Raw genomic sequence first — 13,516 nt, 5'->3', positions numbered from 1 at the left:
CCAGGCGACAGCACTGGATAATTGCGAGTATACGACCCCGCTACCAGGCTAATGTGGTAGTGGCGTTAATTAGGTCCAGGAATGGAAAGGGCGCTATGGTACTGGAAGGCGGCGCTTTCGTCACGCGTCAAAATAGCCCCAGTTGCCCGGTCAGTAGTGTAGCAAAATTATCTTCAACGAAGGGAAGAATTCCTTCCGCCACGGGTTGTAGCTGGCGGGTAAGATAGTGTTCGTAATCCAGCGGCGACTGCTGGTAATCCACGGGCTCGGGGCCGTTAACAGTCCAGACATATTTTATGGCGCCGCGATTCTGATACTGCGCCGGACGACCCCGCTTCAGGTTTTGTTCATCCGCCAACCGGGCGGCGCGAACGTGCGGCGGGATGTTACGTTGGTACTCATGTAAAGGGCGACGCAGACGCTTGCGATAAACCAGCTGCGCGTCCAGTTCGCCCGCCATCAGTTTATCAATAGTCTCGCGCACATAGTCTTGATAAGGTTCATTGCGAAAAACGCGCAGATACAGCTCCTGTTGAAAGCGCTGCGCCAGCGGCGTCCAGTCGGTCCGCACCGTTTCCAGACCTTTAAATACCATGCGCTGACTGTCGCCTTCCTGAATCAGGCCCGCGTAGCGTTTTTTACTGCCAGTATCCGCGCCGCGGATGGTCGGCATCAGAAAACGGCAAAAGTGGGTTTCAAACTCCAGCTCCAGCGCGCTGGTCAAATTTTGCTGTTGTAACGTCTGCGCCCACCATTCGTTCACGTGACGCACCAGCCTGTGCCCGATTTCCGCCGCGTCGGCTTCTGAATGCGCGCGCCGGAGCCAGACGAAAGTGGAATCGGTATCGCCATAAATTACGTTATAACCCTGCGCCTCAATCAGCGCTTTGGTCTGGCGCATAATCGCATGGCCGCGCATGGTGATTGACGACGCCAGACGGGGATCGAAAAAGCGACAGGCCGTGGTGCCGAGTACGCCATAAAAGGCGTTCATAATGATTTTAAGCGCCTGCGAGAGCGGTTTATTACCCTGACGTTTGGCTTCATCGCGCCCGTGCCAGATTTGGCTAACAATTTCCGGCAGGCAGTGCTTTTCTCGTGAAAACCAGGCGTCAAGGAAACCTTCGGTACTGTGTTCCGGATCCGGCTGCGCCATGCCTTCGACCAGCCCGACGGGATCAATCAAAAACGTGCGGATAATCGACGGGTACAGGCTTTTATAATCCAGCACCAGTACTGAATCGTATAATCCGGGTTGTGAATCCATTACGTAGCCGCCGGGACTTGCCAGCGGCGGCACTTCGCCGAGATTGGGCGCGACATAGCCGGCGCGGTGCATTCGCGGAAAGTAAAGATGCCCAAATGCGGCGACCGAACCGCCGTGGCGATCGACCGGCAGGCCGTTGATCGTCGCGCGTTCCAGCAAAAACGGCATGATCTCGGTTTTATGGAAAATGCGCGTGACCAGCTCGCAGTCTTTCAGGTTGTAGGTGGCGAGGGCGGGTTTATCCTGGGCAAAGCGGCGATCGATCTCATCCATACGATCCCAGGGATTATCAATGGATTTTCCTTCGCCGAGCAGTTCCTGCGAGACGGCTTCCAGCGAAAAAGACGAAAAATTCCAGAACGCGGATTTAAGCGCGTCGATACCATCGATAATGACTCGCCCTCTGGCCTGGGCGAAAAAAACGCCGTTTTTGAAGCCATGTTCGCGCCACTCCAGTTCGCTATTGTCTCGCCCCAGCCGTAAAGGGATACGGTAGCGTTCGGCATGTTTTTGCAGCATACGCAGGTCGAACTGCACCACGTTCCAGCCGATGATGACGTCGGGATCATGTTCGGCAAACCAGGCGTTGAGTTTTTCCAGCAGCTGCGGGCGGCTGGCGACATACACAAGCTCGAAGTCCAGTTGGCGGTCATCGCCATTCGCCGGGCCCAGCATATAAACGGTACGCTGGCCGCAGCCTTCCAGACCAATGCAATACAGTTCGCCGTGTCGCGTGGTTTCGATATCCAGCGAGACCCATTTTAGCGGCGGTCGATAGTCGGGGTGGGGTTTAAGACGCGCATTGCGGATAACGCCGTTGCGCATCTCGCCGTCTACCCAAACGGGCGACGTAATAAAACGCTCCATCAGGTAACGTTCCGGCGGGCGTACATCCGCTTCATAAACGGTGACGCCGTTTTCGCGCAGCAGTTTCTCCATCCGCATAAGCTGGCGGTGAGTACGGCAATACAGACCGGAGACCGGCTGACGATGAAAGTCTCGCAGCTGGAGCGGCGTCAGGCGATAGTCTTTTTCCGCCTGTAGCAGCGAGGCGGCGCGGGAGGTCTGGCTGGTCGGAATAAACGCCACGGACTCTTGCGGCGCCAGCGTCGCCTGCACAGGGCCGTTGTCTGTCGCCAGCCAGAAAGAGACCTCCGTTCCTTGCGGCGTATCCCGCCAGTGCCGGGTTAAAATGAAACCTGCCTGCGCCACGATGATTACCTGTCTAAAAAATTCACGCTAATTATAACCTGTTTTAGGGGGTAATACTGTTATTTTGTACAGGCATATAACGTAAAAGCCGATATCCGTTGTAATAAAAAGTTTCTCGCAGTAAGAAGCGGGTTTTCGCCCACCAGGATTTATAGCGGGTGGATCGCGTGGGTGATGAGCGGCTATCGATACCATTATCCTGAGCGATAGTTTTCAGACGCAGCATATGCAGCGGATCGCTGACCAGTAACGCTGTGCGCCATTGTTGTTGCCGCTGTATCTGTTTTGCGTAACGAATATTTTCGCGCGTCACGGTAGAGCGCTCTTCAATAAAAATCGCCTTAGCCGGAATGCCTTTTTCCAGAACGTATTGACGGGCTATCGCCGCGTCGGAAACCGTTGCGCCAGCGCCGTAGCCGCCGGTTAATACCAACGCGCGGACAATGTGTTGTTGGTAAAGCCAGATGGCATGATCCAGTCTGGCCTGAAAAACGGGAGAAGGCGTTTTTCCGCTAACGCCTGCTCCTGCGACAATCGCGCAGTCAGCTACGCGCGTCTGGTCTTGCTGACTGAACTGATAAATAGCGATAGCGTTATTGATAAACACCGTGGCCATAATGAGAATTATGCCTGCCGCGATTCTGGTGATGTAGCGATATTTCATGAATGAGTTCGTTCCCCGTGACGGGTGTAATGAATATTTTAACGATAAAAGAACTTTTAGCGTCAGATATTTTTGCTGACGTGTATTTATCAATATAATGATGTCGGTGTAGACAGCTGATATAATTATCCTATAACTGCTAATTTTGAATCATGTTTATTTACAATTTTTATCCATAGGTTGGCTGTTTTGTGTCAAGTCTGTTTCCATACATTAAGTATTTTTCAGAATAGTGCTTGCTCGAATTTGTTACTTATTTCTCGGATTAACAAAAAAGCGATATTTTTTGTTTGTTTTAATTAATGAAAAGTGTAAGAATTTTATTTGAAACATCCGCACCGTCAGGTAGAAATATAATATTCCAATTGGCCGCTATGGTTAAATAAAAATGGATTACAGTGCGAATTCGTCGGGAACTCTCTGCATAATTTAATTTTTATTTTAGAATATAATTTTATTTTGACTTTCAGGTGCGGGTGTTTTTATCAAAATGTGTGGTATTCGGGAATTATCTTTTATGAATGTGAATATGCAGGCGTGTCCGGTAGGGAACGCACGTTATCTTTTCGTCAATACTCAACGCGCTAACCCTTCCATAAAAACCGTGAGTCGATTTTTTGAGTATAAAACATGGACAGATCAGATTTGGCGTACCGAAATTATTGAAAACGGCAATGCTTTTTTTCACTGGCAAGGGCACGACAGAAAAAACGGACATCTGGATACCATTATTAACTATCTGTTAAATGGGCAACGCTGGCAGTCAACAATCGAAGATTATATTTTCTTCCATGCGCTGGAAGGAAAAGTGTTGCAGGGACATTACGATAATATTATTGAATATGTGAGTTCTGATAATTACGTCTATCAAAGCGCATTTGCTGAATATATCACCGACCAGACTCATCAACGCGCCCCCAATGGGACGCGTTTTTAGAGACATTACTGCCCGTAATAGGCTTTTGCGCCGTGTTTGCGTAGATAGTGTTTATCCAGAAGGGATTGCTGCATATCGGGCAACTGCGGCGCAAGCTGGCGGCAGAAGATCCCCATATAGGCCACTTCTTCCAGCACGATGGCGTTATGCACGGCATCCTCGGCATTTTTACCCCAGGCAAACGGGCCGTGCGAATGGACAAGCACGCCGGGCATTTGAGCGGCGTCAATACCTTGTTTTTCAAAGGCTTCAACAATGACATTGCCCGTTTCCCATTCATACTCGCCATTAATTTCCGCCTCGGTCATTTTGCGAGTGCAGGGAATCGTACCGTAGAAATAGTCGGCATGGGTGGTTCCCGTCGCCGGAATCGGCTGACCCGCCTGCGCCCAGATAGTCGCGTGGCGCGAATGGGTGTGTACGATGCCGCCGATAGTCGGAAATGCCTGGTACAACAGACGGTGGGTTGGCGTATCGGACGACGGTTTCTTATGACCTTCAACGACTTCACCGGTCTCCAGACTGACCACCACCATATCCTCAGCGGTCATGACGCTATAATCGACGCCGGACGGCTTAATCACCAGTACGCCGCGTTCGCGATCGACGGCGCTGACGTTACCCCAGGTAAGGGTGACCAGGTTGTGTTTTGGCAGCGCCAGATTGGCTTCCAGTACCTGGCGTTTGAGATCTTCTAACATTGTTTTCTCCCTGCCGGATGGCGCTTCGCTTATCCGGCCTACGAGCGACGGTGTGCCGGATGGCGACACAAATGCCTTATTCGGCCTACAGGACCGTAGGCCCGGTAAACGCAGTGCCACCGGGCATTCAGACCCCACTTTTAGCGTTTTAAACCGTAATACACCTCGTTCCAGCGCAGCGCGTCCTTAAAGGCCGGCAGACGGGTATCGTTATCAATCACAGCGATTTCGATATCGTGTATTTCTGCGAACTGGCGCATATCGTTCAGATCCAGCGCGTGGCTGAAGACGGTATGGTGCGCGCCGCCAGCCAGAATCCACGCTTCGGAGGCGGTCGGCAGATCCGGCTGCGCCTTCCACAGCGCGTTAGCCACCGGTAGTTTCGGCAGGGAGTGCGGCGTTTTTACGGTGTCAATGCAGTTGACCAGCAGGCGATAACGATCGCCGAGGTCGATCAGGCTGGCGACGATCGCCGGGCCTGTTTGGGTATTGAAAATCAAACGCGCCGGATCTTCCTTACCGCCAATGCCGAGGTGCTGGACGTCGAGGATCGGTTTCTCTTCCACCGCGATGGACGGACACACCTCCAGCATGTGAGAACCGAGCACCAGATCGTTGCCTTTCTCGAAGTGGTAGGTGTAATCCTCCATAAATGAGGTGCCGCCCTGCAGACCGGTTGACATCACTTTCATAATGCGAAGCAGAGCGGCGGTTTTCCAGTCGCCTTCGCCCGCAAAGCCGTAGCCCTGTTGCATCAGACGCTGTACGGCCAGACCCGGGAGTTGTTTCAGACCGTGTAAATCTTCAAAGGTAGTAGTGAATGCGTGGAAGCCGCCCTGTTCCAGGAAACGCTTCATACCGAGTTCAATACGCGCCGCTTCCCGCACGTTCTGGCGTTTATCGCCGTGGATCCGGGTGGCGGGCGTCAGGGTATAGCTGCTTTCATACTCGTCAATCAGAGCGTTGATATCGCCGTCGCTGATGGAGTTCACCACCTGCACCAGATCGCCGACCGCCCAGGTATTGACCGAGAAGCCAAATTTGATTTGCGCGGCCACTTTATCACCGTCAGTCACTGCGACTTCACGCATATTGTCGCCGAAGCGGCAGACTTTTAGCTGGCGGGTATCCTGTTTAGAGACCGCCTGGCGCATCCAGGCGCCGATACGCGTATGGGCCTCTTTATCCTGCCAGTGGCCAGTGACGACCGCGTGCTGCTGGCGCATCCGCGCACCGATGAAGCCGAACTCGCGGCCGCCGTGCGCAGTCTGGTTCAGGTTCATAAAGTCCATATCGATGCTGTCCCACGGCAGGGCGGCGTTAAATTGGGTATGGAATTGCAGTAGTGGTTTGTTAAGGATACTCAGCCCGTTGATCCACATTTTGGCCGGGGAGAAGGTGTGCAGCCAGACCACCAGCCCCGCGCAGCGATCGTCATAATTGGCGTCACGACAAATGGCGGTAATCTCATCCGGCGAGGTGCCCAGCGGTTTTAATACCAGTTTACATGGCAGTTTGGCTTCGGTATTCAGCGCGTTGACCACATGCTCGGCATGTTGAGTGACCTGACGCAGGGTTTCTGCGCCATACAAATGCTGGCTGCCAATCACAAACCATACTTCATAATTATCAAAAATCGTCATTGTCGTGTCCTTAATGAGTCAGGATTGCCTGATTGGCCGGGGTCGTTGGCGCCGGCGCGGCAGTCGGAAGATAATGTTGTTCTGCACTTAGCGCCCACTGCTGGTAGCGGCGGTAAAGCTGTTCGAAGCGTTGAGCCTGTTCAGGGCGGGGGCGCAGAGTGCGTTCTACCGCGCTCGCCATGCTTTGCTGGGCGGCAGGAATATCGGCATGGACTTTCGCAGCGACGGCGGCAAAGATAGCGGCGCCTAATGCGCAGCACTGGTCGGAAGCGACGATCTGCAACTGACGATTCAGTACGTCGCAGCAGACCTGCATAATGACCTGATTTTTACGGGCGATGCCGCCAAGCGCCATCACGTTATTGACCGCGATACCCTGATCGGTAAAACACTCCTGAATGGCGCGCGCGCCGAAGGCGGTTGAAGCGACCAGACCGCCAAACAGCGCTGGCGCGTCGGTGGCGAGATTGAGATCGGTAATGACGCCTTTCAGACGCTGATTAGCGTTTGGCGTGCGGCGACCGTTAAACCAGTCGAGCACCACCGGCAGGTGATCCAGGGACGGATTTTTCGCCCAGGCGTCGGTGAGCGCTGGCAGTAGCTGCTTCTGGCTGGCGTTAATCTGGGTTTTCAGTTCCGGGTGCTGCGCGGCAAGTTGTTCCAGCGGCCAGCTCAACACGCGGCTAAACCAGGCGTAGATGTCGCCGAAAGCGGACTGGCCCGCTTCCAGACCGATAAAGTTCGGCACCACGCTGCCATCAACCTGACCGCAAATGCCTTTCACGGCGCGATCCCCGACGCTCTGTTTATCCGCAATCAGAATGTCGCAGGTAGACGTGCCGATGACTTTTACCAGCGTATTGGGCTGCGCGCCCGCGCCGACCGCGCCCATGTGACAGTCGAACGCGCCGCCGGAAATCACTACGCTTTCCGGCAAGCCGAGGCGCTGCGCCCATTCGGCGCACAGGGTGCCCACGGGCAGATCGGCGGTGAAGGTTTCGCTAAATAACGGGTAGCGCAGATGACGGTTAATGCACGGATCGAGTTCATCAAAGAAGCTCGCGGGTGGCAGGCCGCCCCAGCTTTCATGCCACAGCGTTTTGTGCCCGGCGCTGCAGCGGCCACGGCGGATATCCTGCGGGCGAGTGGTGCCGGAAAGCAGCGCCGGCACCCAGTCACACAGCTCAATCCACGAGACGGCGGCCTGCGCGACGGCGCTATCCTGACGGGTGACGTGCAGAATCTTCGCCCAGAACCATTCGCTGGAGTAAATGCCGCCAATATAGCGGGAGTAGTCGACCTTACCTGGCTTATGGCACAGACGAGTGATTTCGTCGGCTTCTTCCACCGCGGTGTGATCTTTCCACAGTACAAACATCGCATTCGGGTTCTCGGCGAACTCCGGACGCAGCGCCAGGACGTTACCGTCGGCGTCAATCGGCGCTGGCGTAGAACCGGTGCTGTCAACGCCAATGCCAACGACATTTGCGCGTTGCGCGGCGCTTAGTTGTGCCAGAACGGCTTTCAGCGCGGCCTCCATTGACTCCATGTAGTCGCGCGGATGATGACGGAACTGGTTGTTCGGGCCGTCGCAATAACGGCCTTCTTGCCAGCGCGGATACCACTCTACACTGGTGGCGATCTCGTCGCCGGTGGCGCAGTCCACTGCCAGAGCGCGCACTGAATCACTGCCAAAATCGAGGCCAATTGCAATTGCCATCGTCTTACTCCATCCAGAAAAACAGGTATGGAGAAACAGTAGAGAGTCGCGGCAAAAACCGTCAGGCAGGATTCGCTAATCTTATGGACAAAAATGCTAATGCTTTGCAAAGTGTGACGCTGTGCAAATATTCAATGTGGACATTCCAGCCATAGTTATAGACACTTCTGTTACTTAATTTTATCGCCTGAACTGTACGCTTTTGTTACAAAGCGCTTTTCACAAGCGGGGTTGATACGTGCTTTCATCACGCACAAGGTCTTGCGGAGACGTAAGCACTGTCGTCCTGGTCAATATGGACAATTTGTTTCTTCTCTGAACATCGGGGGGTAGAGAAATCATGGCTGAAACGCAAAATGATCCGCTATTGCCGGGATATTCATTTAATGCCCATCTGGTCGCCGGGCTGACGCCGATTGAAGCGAATGGATATCTGGATTTTTTTATCGATCGTCCGTTGGGCATGAAGGGATATATTCTTAACCTGACCATCCGCGGAGAGGGCGTCATTAATAATAATGGCGAGCAGTTTGTCTGTCGGCCTGGCGATATATTATTGTTTCCGCCGGGCGAGATTCATCACTATGGACGGCATCCGGACGCCAGCGAGTGGTATCACCAGTGGGTTTATTTCCGGCCTCGCGCCTACTGGCAGGAGTGGCTGACCTGGCCGACAATCTTTGCCCAGACAGGATTTTTCCGCCCGGACGAGGCGCGCCAGCCGCATTTCAGCGAACTGTTCGGGCAGATCATCAGCGCCGGGCAAGGGGAAGGTCGCTATTCTGAGCTACTGGCGATCAATCTGCTGGAGCAGTTGTTGCTCAGACGTATGGCGGTAATTAATGAGTCGTTGCATCCGCCGATGGATAGCCGTGTGCGCGATGCCTGCCAGTATATCAGCGACCATCTGGCGGACAGCCATTTTGATATCGCCAGCGTCGCCCAGCATGTCTGCCTGTCGCCCTCCCGGTTATCGCATCTGTTTCGCCAGCAGTTAGGCATTAGCGTATTGAGTTGGCGCGAAGATCAGCGTATCAGCCAGGCGAAACTCCTGCTTAGCACCACGCGAATGCCGATAGCGACCGTTGGGCGCAATGTTGGATTTGACGATCAGCTCTATTTTTCGCGGGTATTTAAAAAATGCACCGGGGCAAGTCCTAGCGAGTTCAGGGCCGGATGTGAATAAAAAGTGAATGATGTGTCCACAAAGATGTCATAAGCCGTAACTATTCGGATAATTGACGGCTTGACGAAGGGGGGCGGGGTAAGCAGAATCCCTGCTTCATCACGCTGACGGACACACTATGCAAGCACTGCTGGAACACTTTATCACCCAATCCACTCTGTATTCGCTTATCGCCGTGTTGCTGGTCGCCTTCCTGGAATCGCTGGCGCTGGTGGGGTTGATTTTACCCGGTACGGTACTGATGGCGGGGCTGGGCGCGCTTATCGGCAGCGGCGAGCTCAATTTTTGGCATGCCTGGCTGGTGGGTATTATCGGCTGTCTGATGGGCGACTGGATTTCGTTCTGGCTGGGGTGGCGCTTTAAAAAGCCGCTACACCGCTGGTCTTTTATGAAAAAGAACAAGTCGCTGCTGGATAAAACCGAACACGCGCTGCATCAGCACAGTATGTTCACGATCCTGGTCGGACGTTTTGTCGGCCCGACGAGGCCGCTGGTGCCGATGGTGGCAGGGATGCTGGATCTTCCCGTGGCGAAATTTATTGGGCCGAACTTGATTGGCTGTTTGCTGTGGCCGCCGTTTTATTTCCTGCCGGGTATTCTGGCGGGAGCGGCAATCGATATTCCTTCCGATATGCAGAGCGGAGATTTCAAATGGCTGCTGCTGGCGACGGCGTTGCTGCTGTGGGTCGGAGGCTGGCTATGCTGGCGGCTGTGGCGCAGCGGCAAAGCGGCAGTCGATCGTTTAACCGCGTATCTCCCCCGCAGCCGTTTGCTGTATCTGGCGCCGTTGACGCTCGGGATCGGCGTGGTCGCGCTGGTGGTGCTGATTCGCCACCCGCTGATGCCGGTATATATCGATATTCTGCGCAAAGTTGTGGGTTACTAACGATTCCTTTGCCGGATGGCGGCTTCGCCTTATCCGGCCTACAAAATATAGGATTTGATGCCCAATAGCGCTGAGGCGCTGGCTTGACCGCTTAGTAGCTCGTCTGTTTTGCCTTGCCACGCAATGCGTCCGTCGGCCACGACGATTGACCGGGGCGCAATTCGCGCCGCATCTTCCACGCTGTGCGAGACCATCAACAGCGTGAGCTGTCGCTCGCGGCAGATATCGCTGACCAACGTCAGCATCTCCTGACGCAGTGCGGGATCGAGCGCGGAGAACGGTTCATCCAGCAGCAGTACTGGCTGTTCACGTACCAGGCAGCGCGCCAGCGCTACCCGCTGACGCTGGCCGCCGGACAGCTCGCCCGGCAAACGCGCCATCAGACTCTCAATGCCCATCTGACGTGCGATAGCGTCCCGTTTTTCCCGCTGGCTGGCGTTGAGCGTTAACCCGGGGTTTAGCCCCAGACCGATATTTTGCTGTACATTCAGGTGGCTGAATAAATTATTCTCCTGAAACAGCATTGAGACCGGACGGCGTGAGGGCGGCGTAAGCGTATGATCTTCGCCGGCAATCAGTAGCGTACCGCTGGCAGGCGCAAGAAAACCGGCAATTAAATTCAACAACGTGCTTTTCCCCGCGCCGCTGGGGCCAAGAATCGCCACCTGCTCGCCGCGTTCTACCGCCAGCGTAAAACGCATCGGCAAATGATGGTAAAGCCAGGTGATATCAATCAGTTTTAGCATGTCGGCCCGGTAGTTTCTCTATGAGGGTAAATAACGTAAAGCAGAGCAGCAGCAGTATCAGCGCGGTCACCGCGCCGTCCTGGCTGCGGTAGGAGCCGATCTGCTGATACAGATAAAACGGCAGCGTGCGGAAATTGTCATTGCCGAAAAGCGCGACGACGCCAAAATCACCGATAGAAAGTACGCAGGCAAACGCCAGCGCCTGCGCCAGCGGACGTTTCAGCGCCCGCAGTTCCACGACCTTTAACCGCGACCAGCCTTCAATTCCTAATGACTGGCACAGCATTCCATAACGGGCGGTAATATCGCGCATTGGGTTTTCCAGGACTTTTAGCGCGTAGGGGATTGCCATCAGCGCATTGGTGAAAATCACGATGCCGTCGGCGGATTCCGGTAAGCCAACGCTGTTATTGAGCAGCAAAAAGAAGCCTGTCGCCAGCACGATCCCCGGCATCGCGAGGATCAACATCCCGCTGAGTTCCAGCGTTTGTCCGGCGAATAGTTGCTGGCGTTGGCGTAGCTCGCGGCTACTCCACAGCAGCATCATGGTCAGCACCACACACAGAACGCCCGCCGCCAGCGCAATGCGTAGCGATGTCCAGACAGCCTGCCACAGAATGGGTTGCGCCAGCACCTCCGGCAGGCTGCGGTTGACGCCATCGATCACCACGGCGACCAGCGGCGGAAGCAGCAGCAGCAGCGCCAGCACGATTAATAAGGCGTCCGTCAGACGGCTGTGGAGACGATCGTCAGGATCGCGCCAACCCTGCGTCAGCGTCATCCCCGGCGCAATCGCTTTGCTCAGCCGTTGGCTTAGCAGTACCAGCGCCAGGCAGCAGACCATCTGGATTAATGCCAGCATCGCCGCGCGGGCGGGATCGTAGTCATAACTAAGCGCCTGAAAGATAGCCAGTTCGATAGTGGTGGCCTGCGGACCGCCGCCGAGCGACAGAACCGTTGCGAAACTGGCGAAGCAGAGCATAAAAATCAGCGCCGCGACGGGCGGAATTTGGCGGCGCAGCCACGGCCATTCGACAAAACGGAAAAAATGCCAGCCGCGCATACCGAGCTGGGCGGCGAGCTGGCGCTGCTCGCCGGGAATGCTTTCCAACGATTGCAGCAACAAACGGCTCGCCATTGGCAGGTTAAAAAAGACGTGCGCCAGTAAAATACCCTGCAAGCCGTAGGGGGAGAATGTCCACTGAAGCCCCAGCATTTGCCACAGCGAGGCCAGCCAGCCCTGACGGCCATACACGCTAAGAATGCCGAACACGGCAACCAGTACCGGCAGAATCAGCGTCATGGCGCACAGACGCAGCAGCGCCAGACGCCCAGGAAAACGGCGTCGATAAAGCGCGCGGGCGAGAAAAACCGCCGGGACCACAGACAGCACTGCGGACAGAAACGCCTGCCAGAATGAGAAGCGCACCACATGCCACAGGTAGCTATCCCGCCAGATTGTCGACCACGCGCCCGCCGGCGCGTTCAGCCAAAGCGCCAGAAAGGCCGCCAGCGCGACGGTTATCATCAGCGCGGCGGCGCACAGCCCCGGAATCAGCCAGCCGGGAATTAACGGCTGACGGCGCGTTGCCATTCGCTAATCCATGCCTGGCGTTGTGCTGCCACTTGTTGCGGCGTGAATTCCAGCGTTGTGGCGGGTTTTGCCAATGATTCAAACCCTGCGGGTAAGGCGACGTCCGCTACCGGGTACATCCAGTTGCCGGTGGGTATGGCGTTCTGAAACGCCGGAGAAACCATAAATTTGAGGAATTTCTCCGCCAGTTCCGGCTGCTTACTGGCGACGGTACGCGCCGCGACTTCTACCTGTAAGTAATGGCCTTCGCTGAAGTTCGCGGCGGCGTAATTGTCCTTCTTCTCTTCAATAATGTGATACGCCGGAGAGGTGGTGTAACTGAGCACCAAATCGCTTTCACCTTTCAGAAATAAACCGTAGGCCTCGCTCCAGCCTTTCGTCACCGTCACCGTTTTGGCCGTCAGTTTTTGCCAGGCCTGCGGCGCGTTATCGCCATAGACTTTGCGCATCCACAGTAACAGCCCCAGCCCTGGCGTACTGGTACGCGGGTCCTGATAAATCACCCGCCATTTTTGATCGCTCTCGACCAGTTCTTTCAGGCTTTTCGGCGGATTTTTCAGTTTGCTTTTATCGTAGACAAAGGCGAAATAGCCGTAATCGAACGGCACAAATGTGTCGTTTTTCCAGCCGCCGGGCACCTTGACCGCCTCATTCGCCACGCCGCTTTTGGCAAAGAGCTTAGTTTGCGTGGCCGCTTCCAGCAGATTGTTGTCCAGCCCCAACACCACATCGGCTTTGCTGTTCTTCCCCTCCATCCGCAGGCGGTTGAGCAGCGAAACGCCATCCTCCAGCGCCACCAGTTTCAGCTCGCAGTTGCAATCGGCTTCAAACGCTTTTTTCACCGCCGGGCCTGGCCCCCAGTCGGCGGCGAACGAGTCGTAGGTATAGACGGTGAGAACGGGTTTGGCGAAAGCAGGCGCCGCGCACAGGAGTAAAAGCGGAAGATATTTTTTTAACACT

11 protein-coding genes are annotated in these 13,516 nt (G+C 55.0%); 3 read left to right on the top strand and 8 right to left on the bottom strand.

Annotation, left to right across the window (positions count from 1 at the left end; genetic code table 11):
- Positions 1 to 127: 127 nt before the first annotated feature.
- Positions 128 to 2,479 (bottom strand): DNA polymerase II, encoded by a 2,352-nt coding sequence (polB, locus tag ACLJRE_RS10620; RefSeq protein WP_000035717.1) that lies wholly within the window; start codon positions 2,477 to 2,479, stop codon positions 128 to 130.
- A gap of 43 nt (positions 2,480 to 2,522) precedes the next feature.
- A complete protein-coding gene (locus ACLJRE_RS10615; protein ID WP_023257537.1) occupies positions 2,523 to 3,143 on the bottom strand; it encodes a YdcF family protein in 621 nt (206 codons plus the stop codon).
- Positions 3,144 to 3,660: 517 nt separating this feature from the next.
- Between ACLJRE_RS10615 and ACLJRE_RS10610 the strand changes: the two genes are divergently transcribed.
- The gene (locus ACLJRE_RS10610) at positions 3,661 to 4,080 is read left to right on the top strand and encodes a DUF4751 family protein (protein WP_015406122.1); all 420 of its coding nucleotides are present in this window, start codon (positions 3,661 to 3,663) and stop codon (positions 4,078 to 4,080) included.
- A 5-nt stretch (positions 4,081 to 4,085) separates the two neighbouring features.
- Here the strand turns inward: ACLJRE_RS10610 and araD are convergent, their stop codons facing one another.
- The 3 genes from araD to araB all read right to left on the bottom strand — a co-directional run bounded on the left by araD (position 4,086) and on the right by araB (position 8,144).
- A complete protein-coding gene (araD, locus tag ACLJRE_RS10605; RefSeq protein ID WP_000888690.1) occupies positions 4,086 to 4,781 on the bottom strand; it encodes an L-ribulose-5-phosphate 4-epimerase in 696 nt (231 codons plus the stop codon).
- 140 nt (positions 4,782 to 4,921) lie between these two features.
- Positions 4,922 to 6,424, bottom strand: a complete 1,503-nt coding sequence (gene araA / locus ACLJRE_RS10600) for an L-arabinose isomerase (RefSeq protein WP_023212446.1) — start codon at positions 6,422 to 6,424, stop codon at positions 4,922 to 4,924.
- A 10-nt stretch (positions 6,425 to 6,434) separates the two neighbouring features.
- Positions 6,435 to 8,144 carry a ribulokinase gene (araB, locus tag ACLJRE_RS10595; RefSeq protein WP_023212445.1) on the bottom strand — a complete coding sequence of 570 codons (1,710 nt, stop codon included), beginning with the start codon at positions 8,142 to 8,144 and terminating at the stop codon, positions 6,435 to 6,437.
- A gap of 340 nt (positions 8,145 to 8,484) precedes the next feature.
- On the opposite strand from araB, the gene araC reads away from it, so the two are divergent.
- Both araC and ACLJRE_RS10585 read left to right on the top strand, forming a co-directional pair.
- On the top strand, positions 8,485 to 9,330 hold the full coding sequence (gene araC / locus ACLJRE_RS10590; RefSeq protein ID WP_000852387.1) for an arabinose operon transcriptional regulator AraC: 846 nt from the start codon (positions 8,485 to 8,487) through the stop codon (positions 9,328 to 9,330).
- Positions 9,331 to 9,448: 118 nt separating this feature from the next.
- On the top strand, positions 9,449 to 10,216 hold the full coding sequence (locus tag ACLJRE_RS10585) for a DedA family protein (protein ID WP_001148370.1): 768 nt from the start codon (positions 9,449 to 9,451) through the stop codon (positions 10,214 to 10,216).
- A 38-nt stretch (positions 10,217 to 10,254) separates the two neighbouring features.
- Here the strand turns inward: ACLJRE_RS10585 and thiQ are convergent, their stop codons facing one another.
- From thiQ to thiB, 3 genes are read right to left on the bottom strand one after another with little or no spacing between them, the layout of a single operon-like run.
- The gene (thiQ, locus tag ACLJRE_RS10580) at positions 10,255 to 10,962 is read right to left on the bottom strand and encodes a thiamine ABC transporter ATP-binding protein ThiQ (protein ID WP_000915974.1); all 708 of its coding nucleotides are present in this window, start codon (positions 10,960 to 10,962) and stop codon (positions 10,255 to 10,257) included.
- Positions 10,946 to 12,556, bottom strand: a complete 1,611-nt coding sequence (gene thiP / locus ACLJRE_RS10575; protein WP_000235626.1) for a thiamine/thiamine pyrophosphate ABC transporter permease ThiP — start codon at positions 12,554 to 12,556, stop codon at positions 10,946 to 10,948. Before thiP ends, thiQ begins: the two co-directional genes overlap by 17 nt.
- Positions 12,532 to 13,515: a thiamine ABC transporter substrate binding subunit gene (gene thiB, locus ACLJRE_RS10570; RefSeq protein ID WP_000915330.1), complete on the bottom strand. Its 984-nt coding sequence runs from the start codon at positions 13,513 to 13,515 to the stop codon at positions 12,532 to 12,534. The genes thiP and thiB overlap by 25 nt, the downstream gene beginning before the upstream one ends.
- Position 13,516: the final 1 nt, after the last annotated feature.

This window comes from Salmonella sp. SAL04157, assembly GCF_046551635.1.
GTDB lineage: Bacteria > Pseudomonadota > Gammaproteobacteria > Enterobacterales > Enterobacteriaceae > Salmonella > Salmonella enterica.
Note: the sequence above shows the minus strand (reverse complement) of the source record. Positions and strands in the feature narration are given on the sequence as shown.